The 23439-nt window shown below is 64.8% G+C and carries 21 protein-coding genes and 1 pseudogene; 10 read left to right on the top strand and 12 right to left on the bottom strand.

Annotated elements, in window-relative coordinates; all coding sequences use genetic code 11:
* Positions 1 to 86 precede the first annotated feature (86 nt).
* Together ACSBOX_RS17150 and ACSBOX_RS17145 are read right to left on the bottom strand one after the other, a co-directional pair.
* Positions 87 to 1247 carry an FAD-dependent oxidoreductase gene (locus ACSBOX_RS17150; RefSeq protein ID WP_442543529.1) on the bottom strand — a complete coding sequence of 387 codons (1161 nt, stop codon included), beginning with the start codon at positions 1245 to 1247 and terminating at the stop codon, positions 87 to 89.
* A gap of 94 nt (positions 1248 to 1341) precedes the next feature.
* A complete protein-coding gene (locus ACSBOX_RS17145; RefSeq protein WP_442543528.1) occupies positions 1342 to 2010 on the bottom strand; it encodes a TetR/AcrR family transcriptional regulator in 669 nt (222 codons plus the stop codon).
* Between the two features lie 126 nt (positions 2011 to 2136).
* Between ACSBOX_RS17145 and ACSBOX_RS17140 the strand changes: the two genes are divergently transcribed.
* The 3 genes from ACSBOX_RS17140 (at position 2137) to ACSBOX_RS17130 (ending at position 5533) form a co-directional block, all read left to right on the top strand.
* Positions 2137 to 3213, top strand: coding sequence for an NAD(P)-dependent alcohol dehydrogenase (locus ACSBOX_RS17140; protein ID WP_442543527.1), 1077 nt, complete (start codon positions 2137 to 2139; stop codon positions 3211 to 3213).
* 103 nt (positions 3214 to 3316) lie between these two features.
* Entirely contained in the window at positions 3317 to 3727 is a 411-nt protein-coding gene (locus ACSBOX_RS17135) for a (R)-mandelonitrile lyase (protein WP_442543526.1), read from the top strand.
* A 219-nt stretch (positions 3728 to 3946) separates the two neighbouring features.
* Complete coding sequence (locus ACSBOX_RS17130) at positions 3947 to 5533, top strand: arylsulfotransferase family protein (RefSeq protein ID WP_442543525.1); 1587 nt, start codon at positions 3947 to 3949, stop codon at positions 5531 to 5533.
* A 30-nt stretch (positions 5534 to 5563) separates the two neighbouring features.
* Here ACSBOX_RS17130 and ACSBOX_RS17125 read toward each other — a convergent pair whose 3' ends face one another.
* The 4 genes from ACSBOX_RS17125 to ACSBOX_RS17110 all read right to left on the bottom strand — a co-directional run bounded on the left by ACSBOX_RS17125 (position 5564) and on the right by ACSBOX_RS17110 (position 10209).
* The gene (locus tag ACSBOX_RS17125; RefSeq protein ID WP_442543524.1) at positions 5564 to 7015 is read right to left on the bottom strand and encodes a purine-cytosine permease family protein; all 1452 of its coding nucleotides are present in this window, start codon (positions 7013 to 7015) and stop codon (positions 5564 to 5566) included.
* Positions 7016 to 7097: 82 nt separating this feature from the next.
* Entirely contained in the window at positions 7098 to 7916 is an 819-nt protein-coding gene (locus ACSBOX_RS17120; RefSeq protein ID WP_442543523.1) for a carbon-nitrogen hydrolase family protein, read from the bottom strand.
* 54 nt (positions 7917 to 7970) lie between these two features.
* Positions 7971 to 9320 (bottom strand): APC family permease, encoded by a 1350-nt coding sequence (locus ACSBOX_RS17115; RefSeq protein WP_442543522.1) that lies wholly within the window; start codon positions 9318 to 9320, stop codon positions 7971 to 7973.
* A gap of 10 nt (positions 9321 to 9330) precedes the next feature.
* On the bottom strand, positions 9331 to 10209 hold the full coding sequence (locus tag ACSBOX_RS17110) for a carbon-nitrogen hydrolase family protein (protein ID WP_442543521.1): 879 nt from the start codon (positions 10207 to 10209) through the stop codon (positions 9331 to 9333).
* A gap of 93 nt (positions 10210 to 10302) precedes the next feature.
* Between ACSBOX_RS17110 and ACSBOX_RS17105 the strand changes: the two genes are divergently transcribed.
* On the top strand, positions 10303 to 11064 hold the full coding sequence (locus ACSBOX_RS17105; protein ID WP_442543520.1) for a FadR/GntR family transcriptional regulator: 762 nt from the start codon (positions 10303 to 10305) through the stop codon (positions 11062 to 11064).
* Positions 11065 to 11199: 135 nt separating this feature from the next.
* The gene (locus ACSBOX_RS17100; RefSeq protein WP_442543519.1) at positions 11200 to 12681 is read left to right on the top strand and encodes a purine-cytosine permease family protein; all 1482 of its coding nucleotides are present in this window, start codon (positions 11200 to 11202) and stop codon (positions 12679 to 12681) included.
* Positions 12682 to 13121: 440 nt separating this feature from the next.
* On the opposite strand, the gene ACSBOX_RS17095 is transcribed toward ACSBOX_RS17100, so the two are convergent.
* From ACSBOX_RS17095 to ACSBOX_RS17085, 3 genes are all read right to left on the bottom strand, one after another.
* A complete protein-coding gene (locus tag ACSBOX_RS17095) occupies positions 13122 to 13964 on the bottom strand; it encodes an IclR family transcriptional regulator (protein WP_442543518.1) in 843 nt (280 codons plus the stop codon).
* 179 nt (positions 13965 to 14143) lie between these two features.
* Entirely contained in the window at positions 14144 to 15028 is an 885-nt protein-coding gene (locus ACSBOX_RS17090) for a hypothetical protein (protein ID WP_442543517.1), read from the bottom strand.
* Between the two features lie 17 nt (positions 15029 to 15045).
* On the bottom strand, positions 15046 to 15831 hold the full coding sequence (locus ACSBOX_RS17085) for an alpha/beta fold hydrolase (protein ID WP_442543516.1): 786 nt from the start codon (positions 15829 to 15831) through the stop codon (positions 15046 to 15048).
* 168 nt (positions 15832 to 15999) lie between these two features.
* Here ACSBOX_RS17085 and ACSBOX_RS17080 point away from each other — a divergent pair, with 168 nt between their 5' ends.
* From ACSBOX_RS17080 to ACSBOX_RS17065, 4 genes are read left to right on the top strand one after another with little or no spacing between them, the layout of a single operon-like run.
* Positions 16000 to 16794: a phosphatase PAP2 family protein gene (locus ACSBOX_RS17080; RefSeq protein ID WP_442543515.1), complete on the top strand. Its 795-nt coding sequence runs from the start codon at positions 16000 to 16002 to the stop codon at positions 16792 to 16794.
* Positions 16795 to 16822: 28 nt separating this feature from the next.
* Complete coding sequence (locus tag ACSBOX_RS17075; protein WP_442546056.1) at positions 16823 to 17455, top strand: DedA family protein; 633 nt, start codon at positions 16823 to 16825, stop codon at positions 17453 to 17455.
* Positions 17456 to 17482: 27 nt separating this feature from the next.
* Complete coding sequence (locus tag ACSBOX_RS17070; protein WP_442543514.1) at positions 17483 to 18157, top strand: response regulator transcription factor; 675 nt, start codon at positions 17483 to 17485, stop codon at positions 18155 to 18157.
* Between the two features lie 11 nt (positions 18158 to 18168).
* Positions 18169 to 19215 carry a sensor histidine kinase gene (locus ACSBOX_RS17065; RefSeq protein ID WP_442543513.1) on the top strand — a complete coding sequence of 349 codons (1047 nt, stop codon included), beginning with the start codon at positions 18169 to 18171 and terminating at the stop codon, positions 19213 to 19215.
* A 5-nt stretch (positions 19216 to 19220) separates the two neighbouring features.
* Here ACSBOX_RS17065 and ACSBOX_RS17060 read toward each other — a convergent pair whose 3' ends face one another.
* Together ACSBOX_RS17060 and ACSBOX_RS17055 are read right to left on the bottom strand one after the other, a co-directional pair.
* Positions 19221 to 20717, bottom strand: a complete 1497-nt coding sequence (locus ACSBOX_RS17060) for a DUF222 domain-containing protein (RefSeq protein ID WP_442543512.1) — start codon at positions 20715 to 20717, stop codon at positions 19221 to 19223.
* A gap of 208 nt (positions 20718 to 20925) precedes the next feature.
* Positions 20926 to 21261, bottom strand: coding sequence for a hypothetical protein (locus tag ACSBOX_RS17055; protein WP_442543511.1), 336 nt, complete (start codon positions 21259 to 21261; stop codon positions 20926 to 20928).
* A 275-nt stretch (positions 21262 to 21536) separates the two neighbouring features.
* Here ACSBOX_RS17055 and ACSBOX_RS17050 point away from each other — a divergent pair.
* Positions 21537 to 22839, top strand: a pseudogene (locus ACSBOX_RS17050) (MFS transporter).
* Here ACSBOX_RS17050 and ACSBOX_RS17045 read toward each other — a convergent pair.
* Positions 22836 to 23426 (bottom strand): MOSC domain-containing protein, encoded by a 591-nt coding sequence (locus ACSBOX_RS17045; RefSeq protein WP_442543510.1) that lies wholly within the window; start codon positions 23424 to 23426, stop codon positions 22836 to 22838. The pseudogene ACSBOX_RS17050 and the gene ACSBOX_RS17045 sit on opposite strands and share 4 nt — an antisense overlap.
* Between the last annotated feature and the right edge of the window lie 13 nt (positions 23427 to 23439).

Genomic DNA, 23439 nt, shown 5'->3' with positions numbered 1-23439 from the left:
TCGCACCAAACGTCACTATTGTCACCCATGTCACATTCGCCTCCGCGGTCCCATGCGCCACGGCGGTGCGGAGGTGCAGCGTTGGGTTACCGGCGGTTCGAGTGATGAAGGCTGCGAACGTGTTCGCGACGGAAGCCGAGGCCGACGATGCGGCCCAGGCGGCGCTTGACCAAGGGTGTGCGGCTGATGAGGCGCATGAGCTGGAGGGGTGGGTTTCTCCGGGAGAGGGCTGCGAGCTGACGGGTCTGCTGCCGTTGCAGTGCTTGTGCTCGGCGTATCGCGGGTTCACGTCGTCGTTGTACGTGTTGAAGGTCCGCGACGGCAAGGGTGCCCTTGAGCAGCGGTAGTGCGAGGTGATTGGCCGTGGCGACGGCATCGGCGATGGCGTAATTCACCCCGGCGGCGCCAGCCGGTGACATGGCGTGTGCTGCGTCGCCGATGCACAACAGACCGGGCCGGTACCACCGGCGCAGCCGATTCGAGCGCACCGAGAGCAGCTTGACCTGATCCCAGCCGGTCAGCGAATCCAGGCCGGAGGCCAGGAACGGCGCGGCGTGCGCCACCCGGTCTCGGAAGGTGGCGAGGCCCTCGGCCTGAATCTGGGTGAATGTTCCTTTCCCGATGATCGTGCCGCACTGCCAGTAGTCGCCGCGGTCGATCGCGAGCACGATCTGCCCGCCGCCGAGATAGCCCAAAGTCGGCGGCGCATCCTGGCCTCGTGGCACCCGGAACCACAACACGTCGATCGGCATGGCGAACTCCCGCACCGGCAGGTCCGCGTGCTCCCGGATATCGGAGAACCGGCCGTCACAGGCCACCGTGAAATCTGCCCGGATCTCCACGTCGCCCTGGGCCGTGCGCGCCCGTACGCCCGTCACCCGCTCGCCGCTGCGGAGCAGGTCGGTGGCCTCGGTACTCATTTCCAAGCGAAAGGCGGGATATTGCTTGGCCTTGCCGGCCAGGAAGTTCAGGAAGTCCCACTGCGGCATGAACGCCATGAACTTGCACCGGGTGGGAAGGTGCCGGAAGTCCACCAGCCCGAAGGTTTCACCGTCAATGCCGAGGCGCAGTTCCGGTACTTCTGTGTGCGGCAGGCGCAGAAACTCTTCGAGCAAGCCCAGCTCGGCCAGTATTTCGGTAGTCGCCGGGTGGATGGTGTCGCCCCGGAAGTCGCGGAAGAAGTCGGCGTGCTTCTCCAGCACTGTCACCTCGACTCCTGCCCGGGCCAGCAGGTAGCCCAGCATCATGCCGGCCGGGCCGCCGCCAACTATGCAACAGCTCGTTGCCCAGGTTCGTAGGCCGGGACCAGGTGTTGCTTCGGATTCTCCGGGCACCTCCAGCTCACCCCTTCGACTGGCTGAGGCCCTCAAGGATGAGGTTCAGGCCGAAGTTGAACTCGTCTCCGAAGTCGTAGCCGGGTTTGAGGACGTGTTCGGTGGCGATCTCCATCATGTGCGGATACTGGCCGGTCGAAAAGCGTTCAACAATCGGCGCTGTGATCTCAGAGGCGGCGTCCCGGCCGTCAAAGGGCAATGCGGCTTCCTGGAGCGCGAATCCGTAGATGTAGCTGTCGAGCAAGGCATATGCATGGGCCGTCATCTGAACGGAAAAACCTCCTGCCCTCAAGGTCGCGAGCGTCGCTTCGTGGTGGCGCAGGTTGGCTTCGCCCGGAGAAGAGCGGCTCTCCAGCAGTCCGACCGCCCACGGATGGCGTTTGAGCGCGCTGCGCACGGCGTGTGCCCGTCGGTACATTTCCTCGCGCCAGTCGCCGGCTGGGGAGGGGGGTGCTATTTCGCTGAAGACCATGTCCACAATGCCGTCCAGAATCTCATCCTTGTTGGCCACGTAATAGTAGAGCGACATGGGTTTGGTTCCCATGCTCTGCGCGAGCGAGCGGATGGTCAGCGCGGCGATTCCCGACTCGTCGGCGAGATCCACAGCGCAGCCAAGCACCCTTTCGCGGCTCAGCGGAAGGCGCCGTTGGGGGAGCGGCTGTGCAGCGTCCGGCATCGGGACTCCTCGGTTTTCCAGCGGTTCGTACGGGGCTCTAGCGATTTAGTACATTGTACGATAATCTTTTTAGTACAGCGTACGAAAAGTCAGCTGCGCACCCCCAATGTCTCGAAAGGAACGGCCATGACCTCTGCTCAGCATGCTGCGGAGACTCCGATGTCGGGCGGCTCGTCGGGCGGCTCGCCTGCGGCGCAGCCGCATGTCTCTGTCACGATGCGGGCCATCGTCCAGGAGGCTTACGGCTCTGCCGATGTCCTGCATATGGCGCGGATCCCTCAACCGACCATTGCCGCGAACGAGGTGCTGGTCCGGGTCCATGCTGCAGGCCTGGATCGGGGCACGTGGCACCTAACCCGGGGCCTGCCCTATGCGGTGCGCCTGGCCTTCGGCATCCGGGCACCCAAGAACCCGGTCCCCGGGCTGGACCTGGCCGGCACGGTCGCGGCGGTCGGAGCGGCAGTGACCCGGTTCGCCGTCGGAGACGAGGTGTTCGGCGTCGGGAAGGGCCCTTTCGCCGAGTACGCGACGGCGCGCGAAAGCCAGCTCGCGCTCAAGCCGGCGAACATCAGTTTCGAACAGGCCTCGGTGGTCCCGGTTTCCGCGTGCACTGCGCTGCAGGCCCTTCGCGCTGCAGGCCCGACGACGCCGGGACGGAAGGTGCTGGTCCTTGGAGCTTCGGGTGGAGTGGGCAGTTACGCTGTTCAGCTCGCCAAGGCAGCCGGGGCCGAGGTCACCGGCGTTTGCAGTACCGCCAAAATGGACCTTGTGCGCTCGCTCGGCGCCGATCGCGTCCTCGACTACACCACGCAGGACTTCGCCGACGGCACTGAACACTACGACCTCATCCTGGATATCGCCGGTAATCCCACGCTGGCACGCCTACGCAGGGCACTCACCCCCACCGGCACGGCCGTTATCACCGGCGGTGAAGAAGGCGGCTCCTGGACGGGCAGTCTCGACAGGCAATTCCGGGCCTTGGCGCTTTCCCCGTTCATCGGCCAGCGGCTGACGATGGTCATGGGGACGCAAGGCGTTGCGGACCTCGAATACCTTGCCGGCCTGCTCGACGCCGGAACCCTCACTCCGACTATCGACCGCAGCTATCCGCTGGAGCAGGTTCCGGATGCCATGCGCTATTTCGACGCCGGTAAAGTGCGGGGCAAAATTGCCATCATCGTCCAAGAAGCCCAAGGCCACTGAAGCAAGCACTGGCAGTACCCGTTTTAACAGGCACTCCCACGCGGACGCCGAGACTGGTTTCCTAGAATCAGTCCACGCTTCACGGTCCTCGAAAGGAACCACGATGAAACTCGTACCCCCAACCCCCACGGCCAAAGCCCCGACTGAGAGGTTCACGGGAGACGTCTATCTCAACCCTCTCCACAACGGCGAGGCGCCATCGCGTCTCGTGGCGGCGATGGTCCGCTTTACCCCCGGCGCCCGCACCAACTGGCATTCCCACCCCCTTGGCCAGACCCTGCATTGCACAGACGGTGTCGGTTTCGTTGCTACCCGCGACGGCGGCGTGATCCTCATGCGGGCAGGCGACACGGTCCACACTCCGCCCGGCGAGGAACACTGGCACGGCGGAACACGCGACAACATGATGTGCCATTTGGCCTTGGTGGAGCACGATAACGGAATGAGCGCCACGTGGCTTGAACCCGTGAGCGACGAGGACTACCAAGCCGCGCACGCCCGCATCAGCCAATAGTCCGCTTCCACGCGCGTCACGTGAGGCAAGTTTTTGGCACCGCGACTCCGCTGAAACCCCGGAATTCCGGGCTCGCGGTGGATGAGAGGAAACAAAAACCTGCTCAGCGTGACGCCGTGACAGTCCGCACCACACACCGAGGTCCCGCTCCGCGCGCTTACAGCAAACTTGCAGCTTCTGTCCGGTTCCCGTGATGTATTCGAGTTCTATCCTGAGGGGATGGAGCAGAATACGGAGTCTGGGAGCGGCGATCGGGCAGACTCGCGGGAAAACCGCGGGTCCCGTTTCAGGGTCAGCCGGCGTGGATTCCTCACCGGGGCGGGGATGGCAGGCGCGGGGATAGTCGCCGGACTCGGCATCGCGAGGACGGGCGTGTTGCCGGGCGGAACGGCCCCGGTCAGCGCTGCGACACCGACGCCGGCAGCGTCACCCACGCCGTCGGCGGGCAGCACGGCTTCCCCTCCGGCGATTCGTAGCTTCGTGTCGACTGCTTTGACGTCTGCCCGCGTTGCCAGCTGGGCCACGGGGCCCACCGGCGCCGGCCTGCTGTTCGTGGGTCCGATGGGCCATGGCTCGAACGGGCTGATCATGGACAACCACGGGGAACCGATATGGATGGAACCGACCGGCTCCGGCGTGACCGACCTTCGCGTGCAAGCCTTTGAAGGCCAGCCGGTGCTGACTTATTGGACCGGAATCGGAACCGGCGGACACGGCGCGGGGAAAGGCGTCGTTAAGGACGTCCACTACCGCACCGTGGCCGAGGTCAACACGGGCAACGGGCTGCAGGCGGATCTGCACGAGTTCACCATCACCCCCGCCGGGACGGCACTGATGATCTCCTACCCAACCGTCCGGCATGACCTGACGTCGGTGGGCGGTCCCGCGCAGGGCTACATGTTTGATTGCCATGTCCAGGAAGTCGGCATCCGTTCCGGCAAGGTCCTCTTCGATTGGACGGCCTCGGACCATATCGACCTGGCTGAGTCCTATTTGCGCCCGTCCGACAACCCCAAGGCCGACGGTTCCGACGCCACGAAAGCGTTCGATCCGTTCCACCTCAATTCCGTGGACGAGAGCGGGGACGCACTCCTGGTTTCGTCCCGCCACACGCACACCGCCTATTTGATCGGCCGTTCCGACGGGAAGATCCGTTGGCGTCTGGGCGGGAAGCGCAGTGACTTCTCGATGACCCCTGAATCGGTCTTCGCTTGGCAACATGATGTTCGGCGCCGGCCCAACGGCATCATCAGCATGTTCGACAACCACTACAACCAAGGCACCACCGGAACGTCGCGCGGGCTGCTCCTCGCCGTCGACGAAAAGGCGCGCACCGCCGTCGTGAAGCAGGAGTTCAGCAGGGGCGGCCACCGGGGCGACGCCGAAGGCAACCTGCAGTTCCTCGATAACGGGCATGTCCTGGTGGGCTGGGGCGCCGATCCGGCCGCCACCGAATTCACTCCCGACGGAAAAGCGGTATTCGAGGCGACCGGGCTGGGCGACGCCTCCTACCGCACCTACCGCTCGCTGTGGACGGGCCGGCCGGACACCGTCCCCGACCTGGCCGCGGTTCCGGGCAATGGGTCCACGATGCAGCTCTACACGAGCTGGAATGGCGCAACCGAGGTCGCCAAGTGGAGGTTCCTGACCGGAAGCGGCTCCGGTCCAATGTCCGAAGCAGTGACGGTTCCGCGTCGCGGCTTTGAAACGTCGACGGCGGTGGCCGCCGCGCCGAGGGCCGCCGTCGAGGCTTTGGACAAGTCGGGCAACGTTTTGGCGACGTCGACGGTCATCGCAACCGCCTGAGTCTGTACCGCCTGACCCTGTCGGGCCGCGTTACGGCAGCAGGTGTTCGTGCGCTGCTGCCTCCACCTCGTCAGCTTCCGCCTTGGCCAGGCGGGTCTCTGCCTCGACGTCGATGCGCCGCGTCATCAGCCAATACAGCCCGGCAGAGACGGGGAGTCCGATGAACAGCGAGATATCGGCGCCGTCAAGGGCGTGGGCTATGAATCCCACGAAGAGCTTGCCGGCAGAGAAGAAGGGGATCATCACCACAAAGCCGACCAGGTAGGAGATGATCCCGGGCCAGCCCCAGCGTCCGTAGATCCCGTCGGGCTTGAAGATCTCTGCGATGGCATAGTGGCCCTTGCGGACGATGAAGTAGTCGGTCAGGTTGACGGCAGTCCACGGGATGAAGAAGTAGAGCACCAACAGCAGGAAGTCGTTGAAGTTGGCGAGGAAATCGGCGGAGGCAAGGTTCGCCAGGACCACGGAAATCAGGGCGGTGATGGAGATAGTAATGATCCGGATCCGCAGCGTCGGCCGGATCTGCCGCACGCTGTCGATGGACGAAATCAGGGTCAGCGAGCCGCCGTACATGTTCAAGGCAGTCACGGACAGCAGGCCCAGGGCGGCGACGAACAAGGCGATGCCACCGAATCCGCCGAAGAGCTGGTCGGCGGCGGATTTGATCGAGCCGATGGTTTCGAAGTTTTCCCCGGCTGCCGCGCCGATGTAGGCGCCCAGGAACATCACCCAGATACCGCCGAGGGCGCTACCCCAGAACGTCCACCGGAAAGTGCCCCGCCCGCTGGACGGCGGAAGGTAGCGGGAGTAGTCCGAGACGTAGATGGCCCAGGAGATCTGGTAGCCGGCGGCGACCCCCAGCTGGCCCAGGAACGGCACCAAGTGGAAGTCGGCCAGGTTGTATGCGCCCGCGGGTATGGCCAGTTTCACGGCTGCAATGGTGAGCAACGCCAGCATGACGATGGTCAGGTAGGTCAGGTAGCGCTCAAAGGCGTGGATGAGGTCGTAGCCGAACAGGGCGATGACGACCGCCACAATGGTGACCACCCAGAACCAGAGGTTTTGGGAACCGAAGTTCACCGACTCCGAGATTGCTTGGCCGGCCAGGATGGTGTTGAAGATGTTGAAGCCCGCGTACTGAAGATAGGCGAAGAGCCAAACCAGCAGGGCACCGATATACCCGAATTGGGGCCGGGACTGGATCATCTGCGGCAAGCCGAGCTGCGGGCCCTGCGAAGAGTGCGCCGCCATGAACAGCGTGCCGACAAGCACCCCGATGGCGATCGCGAGCAGGGACCAGATCAGGTTGCCGCCGGTGGTGATGCTGATCAACCCCACCGCCAGGGTGGCGATCTGGGCGTTGCTGACGAACCACAGCGGTCCGATGTGGGAGACCTTGCCGTGCCGCTCGTTCAAGGGAACATAATCGATCGAGCGGACCTCCAGCCCTCGGCCCGATCCTTTGTCCGTTGTAGTGCTCATCGCGTTTCTCCTTCGGAGCATCGGTGCATCTTGACTTTGGTTTAGCACAGAGTGGGGCGGCCTAGAAGAGGTCGCGGGATTACTAGGGGAGCCGGTGGTGCCGCCACGTAGGGAACTGGTCCCGCGCTGCTCGGACGGCATCGGGTGAAAGGTCCAGCGTCGCGAAGGCCGGCTCCGTGCCGAGGCTATGCAGGACAGTGCCCAGCGGATCAATGAGCATGCTGTGGCCGATGGACACCGGAGGAGTCTGGGAGACCGCCGCCACATACACCCCGTTCTCGATGGCCCGGGCTTTGGCCAGGGTTGCCCATTGCTCGGTCTTGGCCGTGCCGGGAACCCAGGAGGAACAGACGAGCAGCACCTCGGCGCCGGCGTCGGCGAGGATGCGGGCCAACTCGGGGAAGCGGAGGTCGTAGCAGGTCATCAATCCGAAGGTCATGCCGCCGCAGGAAAAAGTGACGGGCACGGGCTCCGGCGCCGGTTTGATGTAGTCCGACTCGCGGAAGCCTTGGCAGTCGAACAGATGGATCTTCCGGTAGCTGGCAAGGCGGGAACCGTCCGGACCGATGGCCACCAAGGTGTTGAACGCCCGGTCCGGCTCACCGGCCGCTTCCCGCTCACCAGAGGCTTCCGGTTCACCGGTGGCTTCCAGGAGGCCGGCGACGACGGCGATACCGTCACGTGCCGCCGTCGCGCAGAGTCGTGCGGCCACCGGGCCGTCAAGGGGTTCGGCCATGTCCACGAAGCTCCGGTCCACCCGGCTTTTCTCGTACGTCGAGTACTCCGGGAACACCACGAGTTCAGAGCCCTCGTTGGCTGCCCGTGCGCAGTAATCCGCGATGAGGTCGAGGTTACGGCTGACGTCCGTGCCGGAATCGATCTGGGCCAGGGTGATGCGCACGCACTCCTCATTTCTCCCTATGTGCTGTGACCCGGGAAATTCTGTGACCAGTCTTCACACCAGGGCGGGTTCTTTTTCCTCCATCACCATCTCCGGCGGCGCCTTCCGGAACCCCTTGGTGATGATGCCCAGCACCACGACGCCGACGCAGAGCCAGATCAGGCCCAGCGTGATGGCATTCGAATCGAGCTGGGAGAGCAGGAACCCGTCGATGATGGCTCCCACCGCCGGCATGACCACGTAGAACAATACGCTCAGCCGCTGCCCCGAGCGTCGTTGGCGGAGGTAGTAGGCAATGACAGAGACGTTGACGAGGGTGAAGGCGGTGAAGGCGCCGAAGTTGATGAACGACGTCGAGGTGGCTACATCCAGGAACATGGCGATGAGTCCCACCGCGCCGGTGATGACCAGGTTGAATACCGGCGTGTGGAAGGACTTGTTCAGCGCCCCGAAGACCTTCTTCGGCAGGACCGAGTCCCGGCCCATGGCGTAGAGCAGGCGTGAGGCACTGGCCTGTGCCGCGAGTCCGGAGGCAAACTGGGACACCACGAGGCCGGCCAGGAAAACGGCGCCGAAGAACTGCCCGCCGATTTTCAGGGCAATGTCAGACGCCGCCGACGCCGAATCGTCGAACACCCCGCCGGGATGGATCAGCTGGGTCGTGTAGGACACGACGACGAAGATCGCGCCGCCGATGAGTGCCACGAGCATGATCGCCTTCGGCACGGTTTTCTTCGGTTCGATGGTCTCCTCGGTGAGGGTGGACACGGCATCGAAGCCGAGGAACGAGTACGCGGCGATGGCGGCGCCGGCCGTGATCTTGTCGAAGCTCGATGTGTCGTTGAAGAACGGAGCGGTGCTGACCAGGGCGCTCGCGCCGGAAGTCGACACCAAGGTTCCAAGCGACAAGGCGACGAAAAGGACGATCACCAGAAGCTGAAATGCCATCAGCAGGTAGTTGGCCTTGTCAGCCACCTTGACGCCAACCACGTTGAGCAGCGTGGTGATCGCGATGAACGCGACAATCCAGACCCCGATGGGGATGTCCGGGAACTGCGCCGTGAGGTAGGAGCCTCCGATGAGCCAGATGACCATGGGGAGGAACAGGTAGTCCAGCAGGACGGCCCAACCGGCCAGGAAGCCGATCCGGGAATCGATGGAGCGCCTGATGTAGGTGTACGCGGAGCCGGCCACCGGATAGGCAACCGCCATGCGGCCGTAGCTCTGTGCCGTGAAGAGCATTGCGACCATGGCCACCAGATATGCCGACGGGGATGCTCCGCCGGTGGTTTCGGCGATCACGCCGAAGATCGCCAGCACGATGAGCGGGGTCAGGTAAGCCAGGCCGAACAGGACCAGCGAGGGCAGTTTGAGGGCGCGCGTAAGGCTCGGTTGCGTTGTCACCGGTGGTTCCTTAGGAGTTGGGGGACCGCGGGGTCCACGTGGTCGGGTCGATGCGGCCTTGGTAGACGGGCAGGTCAATGGGCGGCTCGCCGGGGCGGAATTGGGACCAGGGACGGTTGAGGTTTTCGGTCCCGTGCGTGCGGACATGCTCGACGGCGGAGAGGTCCAGTTCCGCGGCGAGAAGGGTGGGACGGTCGTCGTCGGCCTCGGCGATCGTGTTTCCCTCGGGGTCGACGATCAGGCTGAGGCCCTTGCCGGTGGGGCCCGCGCAATTGACGCTGACCATGAAGACTTGGTTCACAATCGCGTTCGCCTTGGCGAGGACGAGTTCTTGCTTGCGGTCCGGCGTCGTGGTTTTGACGACGTTGAGGATGACTTCGGCACCCATCCACGCCAGCTGGCGGGTCACCTCGGGGAACCAGGCGTCGTAGCAAATGTTCAGGCCCACCCGGCCGATCCCTTCCAGGTCGACGGTCGTGAACCGGTCGCCGGGGTCGTAGGGCTCGAAGGGGCGCCAAGGGAAAATCTTGCGGTAGTACCCGGCAAGGTCGCCTTCCGGGGAAAGGACCAACTGGGTGTTGAACAATTGCCCCTCGGGTCCGCGCTCGCAGACGCTGCCCGGAACCAGCCAGATCCCCAGGTCCGCGGCGAGCTGCCGCAGCTCGTTGACGCGGGGACCGTCCAGCGGCTCGGCCGAGTCCTGCAGCACTTCCGTGCGCTGCAGGTCCGGGTTGGAGTCCCCGAAAAGGTGCAGTTCCGGGAAGACCACGAGCTTGCTTTGCGGTTGGATCGCGACGGCGGCCGCGACCTCGTCCGCGAAGGCCTGGATCGGCTCGCCGATCAGTCGGGGTGCCGCTTGGGCGGCGATGAGGGGAAGGATGCGTTGCACTGGTTTCTCCACGTTGTCGTTGTGACTCGCCTCATATTAGATCATAATGATCAAATAAAAGGAAGATGGATTTTGCCCCGTAAAGTAGCGGATATGACCCGTCAGCTCGAGGACGCCACCGGCGACTCTCCCATCGATGCTGCCCCTTTGCTCGGAATCGACCGCCGGAGTGCCATCGACGCCGTGCGGTTGCGGATCGGCATGGCCATATCCTTGGGGCTGCTTCAGCCGGGGGAGAGGCTGCCCGACCAGCAAGACGTCGCGCTGGGCCTGTCGGTCAGTCCGATCACCGCGCGGAGGGCCTTGGCCAGTCTGGCTGACCAGGGTGTCGTCGTCCGCCGTCGGGGACGCGGTGGCGGAACCTTTGTGGCTGATGAGCCGCCGCGGAAAGTGCTTGAGCAGCTCGCTGCCTCACCCGCCGAATCCCTTGCCGTGAACCGGCTGGTGGACCGCCGGCTGCTGTTCGAATGCGCGGTCACCCACTTCGCCGCAGTCAATGCCACTGCGGCTCAACTTGACGACCTGGAACGGCTTACCCACGAAATGGCCGGATCAAGCAATTGGTCCGAGTATCACCAGGCCGACGAGCGGTTTCACAGGCTGGTCGCGGCGTCGTCGGGCCTGGGGGCGGCGGTAGACGTCTACAACGAGGCGTTGGCGGAACTCTACGCATACTTCATCCCGTACCCGATCGAGTTCCTCCACGAATCCAACCGCGACCACATCGCGCTCGTGAACGCCCTGCGGGCCGGGGACGATCGCGGTGCCGTGGAGGTATCGCGGCGGCACGTGGACGTCTTGCACAAGACGATGTTCATGGGCCTGGCCGGCGGCGACGGCCGCAAAATGGGTTAATTGACGGCTCTTGCCATATCGTCCGGGATCTCGGACTAATCCTGGACGCCTTTCCGTGATCGGTATCACTTGGCGTGCTCTGATTGATTCTCAGTTGGGGACATCGGACTTCGGTTGTCAAAGTGAGGATGAGGCATGCAGGCCACAGGAAAAGCGGGATCGGGCGGGCCACGCGTTGAGCGTCGTTCCATCGACTTTGTCCCGGAAAATGAACGCCATGGTTCGCCGGGCCAGCAGTTCACGCTCTGGTTCGGGGCGAACATGCAGATCACGGCCATTGTCGACGGCGCCTTGGCCGTACTGTTCGGCGCCGACGCGCTCTGGGCCATCATCGGCCTCCTGGTCGGAAACCTCTTGGGCGGCGCGGTCATGGCGCTCCATGCGGCCCAGGGGCCGAAGCTCGGCTTGCCGCAGATGATTTCCAGCCGGGCGCAGTTCGGGATCTTCGGGGCGGTGATTCCCTTGGTGCTCGTGGTCGTGATGTACCTCGGCTTCGCAGCGACCGGCACTGTCCTCTCAGGACAAGCAATCAGCCTCATCCTCCACACGGACACACCGGCGGTGGGCATGGTCGTCTTCGGGGTGCTGACCATCGTCGTGGCGACCTTGGGCTACAAGTACATCCACATGTTGGGCCGCATCGCGACTGTCGTGGGTGTCCTCGGCTTCACGTACCTGGGCATCAGGTTGTTGACCAGCCAGGATGTCGGCGCACTCCTGGGCGCAGGCGGTTTCGAGTTCCCCACCTTCCTGCTCGCCATCTCGCTTGGCGCCGGATGGCAGCTGACCTACGGCCCGTACGTGGCCGACTACTCCCGGTACCTGCCTTCCAAAACTCCGGCACGAAGGACCTTCATGTCGGCGTACCTAGGCACCGTGATTGGTTCACAGTGGTCCATGACCCTGGGAGCGCTCTTCGCCGCCCTCGCATTGCCCAAGGGCGCACGGTTCCTGGACGGCCAGGTCGCTTTCCTCGGGAACCTGAGTGGCGGCGGACTGATCGCGGTCGTCATCTACTTGGTGATCGTGACCGGAAAACTTACCGTCAACACGCTGAACGCTTACGGCGGCTACATGACCATGCTCACCTCGGTCACGGCGTTCACCCGCAAGTCCGCGGTCGCTTCATGGACCCGGTTCGCCTACGTGATCGGCTTTATCGGACTCTCGGTGCTCATCGCGGTCCTTGCTTCCCCGGATTTCATCGCCAACTTCAAGAACTTCGTGCTTCTCCTCCTGATGGTCTTCATCCCGTGGAGCTCGATAAACCTGGTGGACTACTACCTGGTTTCCAAGGAGAAGGTGGACATTCCGGCCCTCTACGACCTGAACGGGCGCTACGGGCGTTGGAACAAGACCGCGCTGCTCAGTTACGCGATCGGTATCGTCGTGCAGATCCCGTTCCTCGCCCAGACCCTCTACACCGGCCCGATGACCGATCTTCTCGGCGGGGCCGACATCTCCTGGCTCGTAGGCCTCGTGGTCGCGGCAATCGTGTTCTACCCGCTGGCCAAGAGGAACTCCAACGCTCCGGCCGAGATGGTCTACCCGACGGAACCCGGCTCCGAGACAGCAGCTCCGCTAGCCGGTTCCGTGCAGAACGCCGCGTCAGTCTAGCCCTGCCCCCTTCGACGCTCGCTCACTTTTGGGGTGTTTTCGGCGGACGCTCGCTCACGTGAGGTGAGCGGGCGTTCCGGCTTTTGGCCGTATATGTGAGCGGGCGTTTGGGTTGTGCCCTGCCCCCTCGGACGCTCGCTCACTTTTGGGGTGTTTTTGGCGGACGCTCGCTCACGTGAGGTGAGTGGGCGTTCCGGCTTTTGGCCGTATATGTGAGCGGGCGTTTGGGTTGTGCCCTGCCCCCCTCGGACGCTCGCTCATCTTTGGGGTGTTTTCGGCGGACGCTCGCTCACGTGAGGTGAGCGAGCGTTCCGGCTTTTGGCCGCATATGTGAGCGAGCGTTTGGGTTGTGCCCTGCTCCCTCCGACGCTCGCTCACTTTTGGGGTGTTTTCGGCGGACGCTCGCTCACGTGAGGTGAGCGAGCGTCCCGACGTCGGGATCAGGCTTGGGTGCCTAGCCTGCGGGAGATCTCCCTGGCGCACCGGGTCACTTCCGGAATCCACTCCCGGGCGACGTCTTCGATGCGGACCGCCCGTTCCTCTGGCGTCTCGGCGTCCTTTGCCCTGTGCCTCGTGCTCCCACCGGGAAACGCCCGGTTCGACACTGTCAACGTCACGCTGGCCACGGGATAGCGTTGCCGGTCGAGGACGGCGACGGCCACTGAGGAAAATCCCGCCGTGACCTCGTCCTGCTCCCAGGCGTATCCGAGAGACCGTGCCCGTGCCAAGAGATCCTGCAGTGCCGGCAAGGATTGCGGGCCGTTGCTGTGGCGCTCCGCGAAGGCCTCCGGCCCTGGGAAAAGCGCGGCCACCTGGGCGGGGTCCATTTGGGCCATCATCGCCCGGCCGCTCGCTGTGAGGTGGGCGGGAAGGCGGACTCCGGTATCAGTGACCAAGGGGCTTTGCCGCGGGGCCCGCTCCTCGATCACGTAGACGACGTCGCGCCCGTGCATCACGGCAAGGTGCGCAGTCCGGCGGGTCCGGGCGACGAGCCGGGACAGGGGGAACCTGGCGATCCGCTGAATCGGAGCCTGCCGCGAATACCCCGTCCCCAACTCATGGGCGGTCACCCCCAAGGCATACTTGCGCTCCTCGGGAAGGTGGACCAGGAAGCCGTCGTCGATCAATGAAGTAATGAGTTGATAGGTGGTGGACCGAGGCAGTCCAACATCGCGCGCAATGATGGATGCGCTGACCGGTCCGGCCTGGCCGGCGACGTACCTAAGAACCGCCAGCACCTGGGCCGCCGCCGGCGCCTTGGGCCGCACGGAGTGACTGTACATTGTCCTAGAATACGCCTCGGATTGTCCGGTATACCGGACGTTGCGAAAAGCCAAGCGCAGACGGGTTCTGCGTCACGCGCGGCACCTTTTTGCGGTTCTCCGGTCACTCACGCCCCGGATTTGCGGGCTTCTTGCGAGCCCAATGTGCCAAAAGCTTGCTGTGCGTGACGCGCATCCGCTTACAAGAGCCCCGCCAGCCGGGCCCGCGCCGTCTCCGCTGTCCGACGCTCCCGCTCGGCTTGCCGGGCTGCCAGCTTGCGGTTCCGCTCGGCCAGGGTGATCGCCCACTCCGTGGCGGCAAGCTCCTGTTGCAATGCAGCCAGCTTGTCCTTGGCGGCTTTGACGTCGACGGCGAGTTGTTCGCTCCGGCGCACGGCCTCCGACTTTTCGCGCTCGGCCTGGGCGAGTTCCTGGTCGGCCTTGTCCGCATTGCGCTCTGCTTCCGCGAGTGCGGTTTGTGCCTTCTCGCGTTCGCGCTCCGAGTCGGCGCGCGCGAGCTGGGAGCCTGCCCGGCCGCCGTCGTCGGGCTCTTCTTTGCCGGGGCCCACCGTGGGAAGCCCGCCCGCAATCGCCACCGCGCCCGCGAGATCCACGGGTTCCAATCCGTTCGTGGCGAGCGAACGCACCAGCTGCCCGCTGCGGAGCGCCGCGGCAGCGCCGGGATCTGTCATGGCGGCCCTCAACGTTGCCTCGATCTCCATGGCGGCAGCGCCACTGACCTTGACGCCGAGGCCTTCCGCCACTGCCCGGGCCTGCTCGACGGCGGCGCCCAGGACGCGCGGGCGCTGTTGGCCGAGCGTGCGGAGGCGGTCGTGATCCTGCTGCTCCTGTGCCTTCCCGAGCGATGCCCCAAGCTCCAGGACACTCGCGAATTCCTTGGTGCCGTGCCGGACAAGCATGTTGACGGCCCACGCCGCCGTCGAAGGCTTGGGCAACTGGGCGATGTGTTTCGCCAGTTCGGCGTCCCCCGCGAACTTGGCTTCCTTGGCGCGCGCCGTGCGGGCTGCCGTGAAGGCCGAGGGAACCAGCGTGTAGAGCTCGACGGCGACCGCGGCCAGGTCCATGGCGGAAGCGGGCTGTATTACTCGGCGAGGAACTCGGCCAAGGCGTCGGCCATGACGCTAGGTTCCCAGCCGTGGTTGGCGCCTGGAATGGTGGCCTTGCGGGCACTCGGGATGTTGGCCACGATGGAGTCGGCCGCCTTCGGCATGATCGGAATGGTTTGCTCGCCGACGATCGCGAGGGTGGGCTGGGTGATGCGGGACCACAATTCGGCGCGAGGCCCGGACTGGGACCACGCGAGGGATTCGGCGTCGGCCAAAAGGCTTGGGCCCAATCCGATCATGATGGGCCATCCAGGACTGTTCTTGGCGCCGGCCAGCCACTCCGGCGGCATGTCCTTCATGTAGTACTCGATGGTGCCGGCCTTGTCGCCGGAGGCGACCCGTTCCTGGAGCCCGGCGAAGAATTCAGCCCCGCCGGTGCCTAGTTCTTCGCTCAGAGGAGTCTCCCAGAGCGCGAGCTTCGTGACGGGTAGGCCTGCTGCCGCGGCGGCCAGGGAAATCGAGCCACCGGAAGAGCTCCCGAAGAGCGCAGCCTGGCCCCCCGCAATGTCGATCAGCGTGGCGAGATCGTCGAGGTTGTCCTTCAGGGTGAATGACGGGGCCTGCGCGCTTTCCCCGCGGCCGCGCCGATCGTAGTTCAGCACCGTGTATCCCTTGTCGGCCAGGAGCTTGGCCATTTCCACGGTGTTGGCGTCGAAGCCCCTGAATTGCATCGCACCGCCGACCAGGATCACGGCAGGCCCCTCGCCGTGTTGGTCGTAGCCGATGCGGGTACCGTCTTTCGAGATCGCAAATTCGGACATTCCAGACCCTTCGATGTGGCGGATAGTCGGTCCCTAAACTCTGCGGCCCAGCCACGTGCGGGTCAAGGGGAAGGGCGGTGACAAGGAGTTCTTAAGAGCTTCTTAAGTGCGGCGCGCCAGAGTGGAAGCAGGCCGCACCACGGCCGTCACCCCCGAACCGGAGACACCATGCGATCACACCCCAAGCACAACACTTCCACGGAAGGCCGCGCTTCCGCCGTCGTCCGTCACAGTGTGCCGTTGCTTCCGCAGCCCAGGTACTGGCTTCTGTGGGGCATTGTCCTCGCCGCGGCAGTACTGGCCATTGGCTTCAGCGTGCAGGCGGTAGCGGGCCTGACCACCAACGAATTCGGTGTTGACCAGGAACTCAGCCGGCATCACGTGGGCGCACTGACAACCGTGGCCATGGCACTGAATTTCCTTTTCGCCCCCGTAGCGGGAGTTTGCATTGTCCTGATGATCGGCTTGTACCTTCTCCTGGTTCGCAAGTCCTTCGTCCGTGCGGTCATGTTTGTGCTCTTCGCATGTTCGGGCTGGGTCGCCAGCGAGGCTTTCAAACTGATCGTTGCCCGCCACCGGCCCAATCCCGCGCTTCTTTTCGACCCCCTGGCCCCGGAAACAGGTTCCAACAGCTTTCCCAGTGGCCATACCGCCTTCGCCGTAGCGCTCGCCTTCGCCCTGTACTTCCTGGTCCGGGGAACCCGGTGGGGAGTCATCACCGCGTGGGCCGGGGCCGTGCTGGCCGTGGTGGTGGCGTGGTCCCGGATCTACATCGGAGTCCATTACCCCAGCGATGTTGTGGCGTCCTTCCTGGCCACCAGCGCCGCAGTGATCGTCTTGGCCGGGCTTTGGAACCGGTACGCACCGCGGGTTTTCGCGCGGTTGCCGTTTGGTGCTGGTTCTGAAGCCCGCGCGGAAGCAACCGCGTCGGAAGCCATCGCAACCCAAGCACACGGATCCTGAGGAGGACCCCTTGCACGTACTTTCTGCCATGCCCGCGTTCCTTGATCCCACGAGCCTCCTCCAAGGCATGGGCCCGGCGGCGCTTGGCGTCGTGGCGCTGATCGTTTTCATCGAGTCCGGTCTCCTGTTCCCCTTCCTTCCCGGTGACTCGTTGCTGTTCACTACCGGCCTGCTTCACCAGCAATTGCAGCTTGAATTGCCGGTATTGATCGCCGTCGTATCGGCCGCCGCCATCGCCGGAGACCAGATCGGTTACATGCTCGGTCGCAAGTTCGGGCGGCGCTGGTTCAAGGACGACGCCCGGGTCCTGAAGACCGCCCACCTGGATACGGCCGAAGATTTCTTCAAACGCCGTGGTGGCCCCGCGATCGTCTTGGCCCGCTTTGTCCCCATTGTGCGGACTTTCGCGCCGCTGAGTGCAGGCATCGCCCGCTACAACTACAAATCCTTCACCCTATGGAACATCGCCGGCGCCGTCATCTGGGCGACCTCCGTGACACTCCTGGGCTCCTGGCTGGGACACTACGCGTTCATCGCGAACAACATTGACGCCATCGCCGTGATCATGGTTTTGGTCTCCGTCCTTCCGTGGGGAGTCGAGTTCCTCAAAAAGCGGCGCAAGGTCAAGGTAGGCGCCGCGAACGGGAACACACAGGACTAATAGGCGTTTGACGGAACAATAGACAGCATGACAACAGCTGAGCGGCCGTCCCTCCTCCTGGTCGAAGACGACGCCGCCCTGGGGCCGCTCATCGGCGAACTCCTGGAGCCGGACTTCTCCGTCCACTTGGCGGTGAATGGGAGCGACGGGCTCCACCTCGCGTTGACCCAAGGTTGGGATGCGATGGTCATTGACCGGGGGCTGCCGGTCATGGACGGCATCGCACTGATCAAGGCCATTCGTGCCAAAGGGATTGCCACTCCGATCCTCATCCTGACGGCGCTCGGCGCCACCGATGAGAAGATCCGGGGCCTCGACGCGGGCGCGAACGACTACATGAGCAAGCCGTTCGACGCCATGGAACTGGCCGCCCGCTTGCGTGCCCTCACCAGGACATACGCCCAGCCGCCCCAGACCCTGGAAATCGGGGATTGGGAGCTCGACGCCGGTGCCCGCTCCATGCGCTCGGTATACGGTTCAGTCGTCACCCTGACGGCTAAGGAAGCCGGCCTCCTCGAAACCTTGGCCGGCGAACCCGAACGGGTCTTCACTCGTGAAGACCTCATCAACGCCTTGTTCCACCCCACGGACCAGCCCGGCGTGATCGACACCTACGTCCACCACTTGCGCCGCAAGATCTCCAAAACGGTGATCCGGACGGTCCACGGCCTCGGATACCAGATCGGCGAGCCCCATGACTGAGAACAATTCCCATGAGTGAGAACCCGGACCAGGCGACGCTCCGCAAAGCGTCGCTCAAGATAGCGGTACGGATCAGCGCGGCGTGTGCCGTTTTGGTTCTTTGCCTGCTGGCGGCCGCAGCGATCTACTTCTTCAACCAAGCACAGCATCCATCGCTGCCTGGACCCGGCGAATCCGACTCCGTCTATGCGTATCTGGACACCAAGGACCTCCTGAAGGCCATGATCGTTGCCGGGATTGCAGGGATCCTCCTTGCCGGGGCCATCGGCTGGCTTAGCGCTCGGAGTGCCATCAGGCCCCTGGGAGAAGCGTTGGCGTTGCAGCGACGGTTCGTGCAGGACGCCAGCCACGAATTGCGCACACCCCTTGCCATCCTCGACGCACGCGTCCAGCTCGCCCAGCGCGATGCCCCCGCGGACTCCAAAACCGGGGAAGCACTCGCCCGCATCCGCAATGACACCGCGACCCTCACCGGCATCGTGAACGAATTGCTGGTTGCAGCCACTGGCTCGCCTCCGGATGCCCCCGCAGAGCCGAGCGATCTCGCCAAGGTGGCGGGCGCCGTCGTCGAGAGCTTGCAACAACTCGCGGGGGAGAAAGACGTCCGCGTCACCCTGACGGAAAAGGACCGCCCCTTCGCGCTCATTGACAGTAATGGCTTCCGCCGCGCCCTCCTTGCACTGGCCGACAACGCGCTGGCGCACACCCCTGCCGGCGGCGAAGTAGGGATTACGACGGCGGTGCTCGGCAACCGCGCGGTGGTCACCGTCGCGGATTCCGGGGCCGGCATCAAGGGAGTGGACCAGACCCGGATCTTTGACCGCTTCGTGAGGACACACAGTCCTGAAGGCGCACCGGGGCAGCGCAGCTTCGGAATCGGCTTGGCGTTGGTCCGCGAAATCATCACGGCAGCCCGCGGCGCTGTGGAGGTTGAACGCAGCGGGCCACGGGGAACGGTCATGAAAATCACGCTGCCGCTTGCTGCGAAAGATACGGCTGCGAAGGATGCGGCGCCGAAAGACACGGCACCGAAAGACACGGCGCCAGGCCCGGCATAGCTTACTTAGGCGGCCTGCAGTCTGGCGGGCTGGGCGTATTTCTGCGCCTTGGCTTGGTGGCGAAGTCGCCTCCGGTGGTGCCGGGAATGTGGTGGCTCGGTATCCGGTGGCTCGGTTCCTGGTGGCTCGGTGCCTGGTAGGGGTGGCGCTGTTGATCGGTAGTGGTGTCCGGTGGGGGTGCGGAGGTCGATGACGTGCCGTGTCCCGGGGCTGGTTGTTGCTGTCCTGGTTTGTGCTGTCCAGCCGGGGAGTTCTTTGGTGTGGTTGCAGGCTTCGCACAGGCCTGCGCCGTTGGCCAGGGTGGTGGGTCCGTCGTGGCAGGGGATGATGTGGTCGAAGTGGCGGATCGGCGCGTCGCAGTAGGGGGTGCGGCAGGTGTCGTCGCGGGCCTGGATGAAGCGCCGCAAACCCGCCGGGAAAAGCCGGGCCCGTGAGTCTACGCCGACCAGTTCCCCGGTTCCGGGGGCGGTGAAGAGGCTCCGGAGCCAGACCCTCAAATCGTGGTCTTGGGCACCTTGGCCAGGACCACCGACCGCGGGCTGGCCGCGTTTGTAGTTGCCGCTGCCGTTGAGGAGTGTCCGGGCCCAACCGGCGGGGACGATGCCGTAGCCGGGGAGCCGTGCCGGTTCGGCGTCGCCTTGGAAGAGGGTGCGGTCGGTCATGACGAGCTGGACTTCCACCCCGCAAATGCCTGCGGGGGTGCCGGTGGTGCGTTCGACCAGGGCGTCGGCCATGATCTGCCCCCGGGTCCGGGTCTCCTCTGCGGCGTTGCGGAGGGTGTCGGCGTGCCGGGTCAGGGCCGCGTGCACGGCCACGCCCTGGGCGACGGGTAGCAGGGCGGTCAGGTAGGTCATGGTGTCCGGGGCCGGGCGCAGGCTCACGTGCCGTTCGGTGGCGGCGTGGCTCGCGCGTTGGGTGACCGTACGGGGGTCCCGACGGTAGGCCGCGGCCCGGGCGGCGGAGATGATGGCCTTGTCTCCGGCGCCGTCGAAGGTTCCGGTGTCGGCGGCCAGTTCCTCGTCCACCGCGCAGCGGTCCTCGGCGGACAGGCAGGCTGTTTCCTTCACCAGCAGGGTCGCCCGCCACTCGTTCAACCGTCCCGATTCCAAGGCGGCTAACGTGCGCGGCATTTCGGTCACCAACGCCTTCGCGAACCCGAAGAGCCGGGATCCTTTGGCGGGAGATTCCCTGCGGGCCAAGGCCACCTGGGCTGCCACGCCGCGGCCGCGTTCGTCGGCCGGAACACCATCCGCCGTGTCGGCCCTGCGCTGGGCGGCACCGAACGCCACGGCAATCCTCGCCTGCGCAGCCGCTGCCGCGGACTTCAAGTCCTCCAGTGCCCGCAACTGGTTGATCAGGTCAGTACTGTCGGTGCCTGGCCGAAGCGAGGCCACCGCGCCGAGCAGGTCTCCTATTTGGGCCCACGGGAAACCGGCATCCGGACCCGCGTCGCCGGACGGCGCGCCTGGTCCGATCAGCTGCGTTCCCCGATTTCCGGCCATACCCAAAGCATCCCAGGGACCACTGACATTTTTAGGTCGAAGAACACCTGCCCACCGAAAAACCCCGGAAATCAGCAGAAATATTCCGTGTTTGTTCGGGAAGGATCCCGGTTCCCGGGTCTCCTTGCGCCGCCACCGGCTCAACCTCGCAGCCGTCGATAATCACCAGATGGACGACGTAGTGATCGGCTCCGCCGGCGTGGGGATATTAGCCCTCGAACATCTCGAACGAACCCGAGCCGGCGTCGAGCTCAAACGCCGCCGCGTCCCTGTTCCACAGCCGGACCACCAGATCTGCCTGTGCTTTGCGCTGGGCGGCACCGAACGCCACGGCAACCCTGGCCTGCGCAGCCGCTGCCGCGGACTTCAAGTCTTCAAGTTCGCGCAGCTGTTCGATCAGTTCAGTACTTTCAGCACCCGGCCGAAGCGATCTCACGGCGTCGATCAGATCCCGCACCCGGACGCCCGGCACGGCAGCATCCAGGACCGCGCCGCCCGCAAGCTCGCTCGATCCGATCAGCTGGGTTCCCCGATTTCCTGCCATAACCAAAGCATTTCAGGGACCTACGACATTTTAGGTCGAAGATCGTCTGGCCGCCGAAAATCCCGGAATTCGACGGAATTTTTCGAGAGCGGACCGGCCTTGCGGACCGGCCTTGCGGGCCGGCCTTGCCGGGCCCGCCGTCCGGGCGCACCTATGGCGGTTCGCGGTATCGCCCGGAGAGCGCGCTTTAGCCCCGCCTGGCTCTGGCGCGAGTTGCCGAAGCGGACGAGAATGGCCACGTGGTTGCCCCTCGTCAAGGCGGGGACGTCGCCCCGATGAACCCTGCCGCCCGAAAGATCCAAAGCATCTTTCTCACGTTGACCCTTGGCAATACCCTTGCGGCCTCGTTCATCTGGGGGATCAACACCCTTTTCCTGCTGGATGCGGGGCTCAGCAACCTCGAGGCCTTCGCGGCGAACGCTTTCTTCACAGCCGGAATGGTGGTGTTCGAAGTGCCCACCGGAGTGGTGGCCGACGGTTGGGGACGCCGCGTTTCGTTCCTCCTGGGCACCGTGACGCTGGCCGGTTCCACCTACCTTTACTATCTGCTGTGGCAGTTTTCGGCCCCGTTCTGGTGGTGGGCTGCGGTGTCGCTGCTGCTCGGTTTGGGCTTCACTTTCTTCTCGGGTGCGGTGGAGGCGTGGCTCGTCGACGCGTTGCGCTTCACCGGATATGAGGGTGGCCTCGAGACGGTGCTCGGGCGCGGGCAAATGGTGTCAGGTGCTGCCATGCTTGCGGGCTCGGTGGCTGGCGGGGTGATCGCGCAGGCCACCAATCTCGGAGTGCCGTTCCTGATTCGCGTCGGGGTGCTCCTCGCTATGTTCGTCGTGGCCTTCTTCCTCATGCGCGACGTCGGATTCACCCCCGAGCATTCCGCTCACCCGCTCAAGGCGAGCCGCGCCGTCGTCGACGCCTCGATCGAGAACGGTTTGAAAAATCCTCCCGTACGCTACGTGATGCTGGCAGCACCGTTCAGCGCCGGTGTCGGGGTCTACGTGTTCTATGCCCTGCAGCCGTACCTGCTCCAGCTGTTCGGCGACCCGCACGCGTACTCCGTGGCGGGTCTGGCGGCGGCCATCGTGGCAGGAGCGCAGGTACTGGGCGGGTGGATTGCACCGCGCATCCGGCGCCTCGTTCGTCAACGTACCACCGTATTGATTGTGAGCGGAGTGGTGAGCGCATCGATTCTGGTGGCGCTCGGGTTCGCGGGTATCTTCTGGGTGGCGCTCGGGTTCGCGGGTATCTTCTGGGTGGCCCTCGCGCTGTTGACGTTCTGGGCGATGGTCGCCTCGGCTGCCACACCGGTGCGGCAAGCCTACGTGAACGACATGATCCCGTCGAAGCAGCGGGCGACAGTTCTCAGCTTCGACTCACTCATGGGATCGAGTGGTGGTGCAGCCGCTGCTCGGCCGGGCTGCCGATGTGTACGGCTACCCCGCCTCGTTGGCGATCAGCGGCGTCATCGAGTTGATCGCGGTGCCGTTCCTCCTGGCGAGTCGTCGGCAGCGTTCATTTGCTGACCAGGCCAACACCTCGATCGCTGCCTCCGACCCGGTGCCCCGGCAGGAATTGACCTAGGGAAGCCGTGAAGCCCGGAGGAGCGTGGCCGTACCGGCCTTGTCGGGATCAAGCGGTACGGGACTAATTAACACAGCTGGGCCACGATGCAGGATGCCATCCGAAAGCGGTTGGCAGCGCACGCCGCCGCGCCCGCGCATGGCGGCGTGCGCTCCGGGAGCGAGGACCTGGTCCATCCAGGCGCAAGGATGGGCAGGCCGCCCGCCCCGAAGCCGCACACTGTGGAAGCCGCCCGGCCCGCCGCCACCCGATTCCAACGCGAACTCCTCGCCCAGCAGGGGAGCCAAGTGGGCTCCCCTGAGGACTACATTGCGGCGGGTGAGGAGCGGGTCAAAAGGTGCGACCCCCAGCTCGGCAGCCATCGCTTCGAGCGACTCGATGGCTATCAGGGTGACTGCGGCATCCATGTGCGCGGCCTTGCCGAAGAACCGGTCACCGACGATGCCCTTGCCGCTGACGACGTCGACCCGCTCGGCGTCCGTGGTGGGCACGTCGGCGGCACCATCGCGTGCACGGCCGAAGTAGGCGTGGCCGGATGACACGAGGAGATGCAGGATCTCGACGTCGTACCTATAGCTTGCCGTCATGGCATAAGGCTAT

The sequence above is a fragment of the Arthrobacter sp. KN11-1C genome (assembly GCF_052180225.1).
GTDB lineage: Bacteria > Actinomycetota > Actinomycetes > Actinomycetales > Micrococcaceae > Arthrobacter.
The sequence above is the reverse complement of the archived record's forward strand: the minus strand, read 5'-3'. Positions and strand labels throughout refer to the sequence as shown.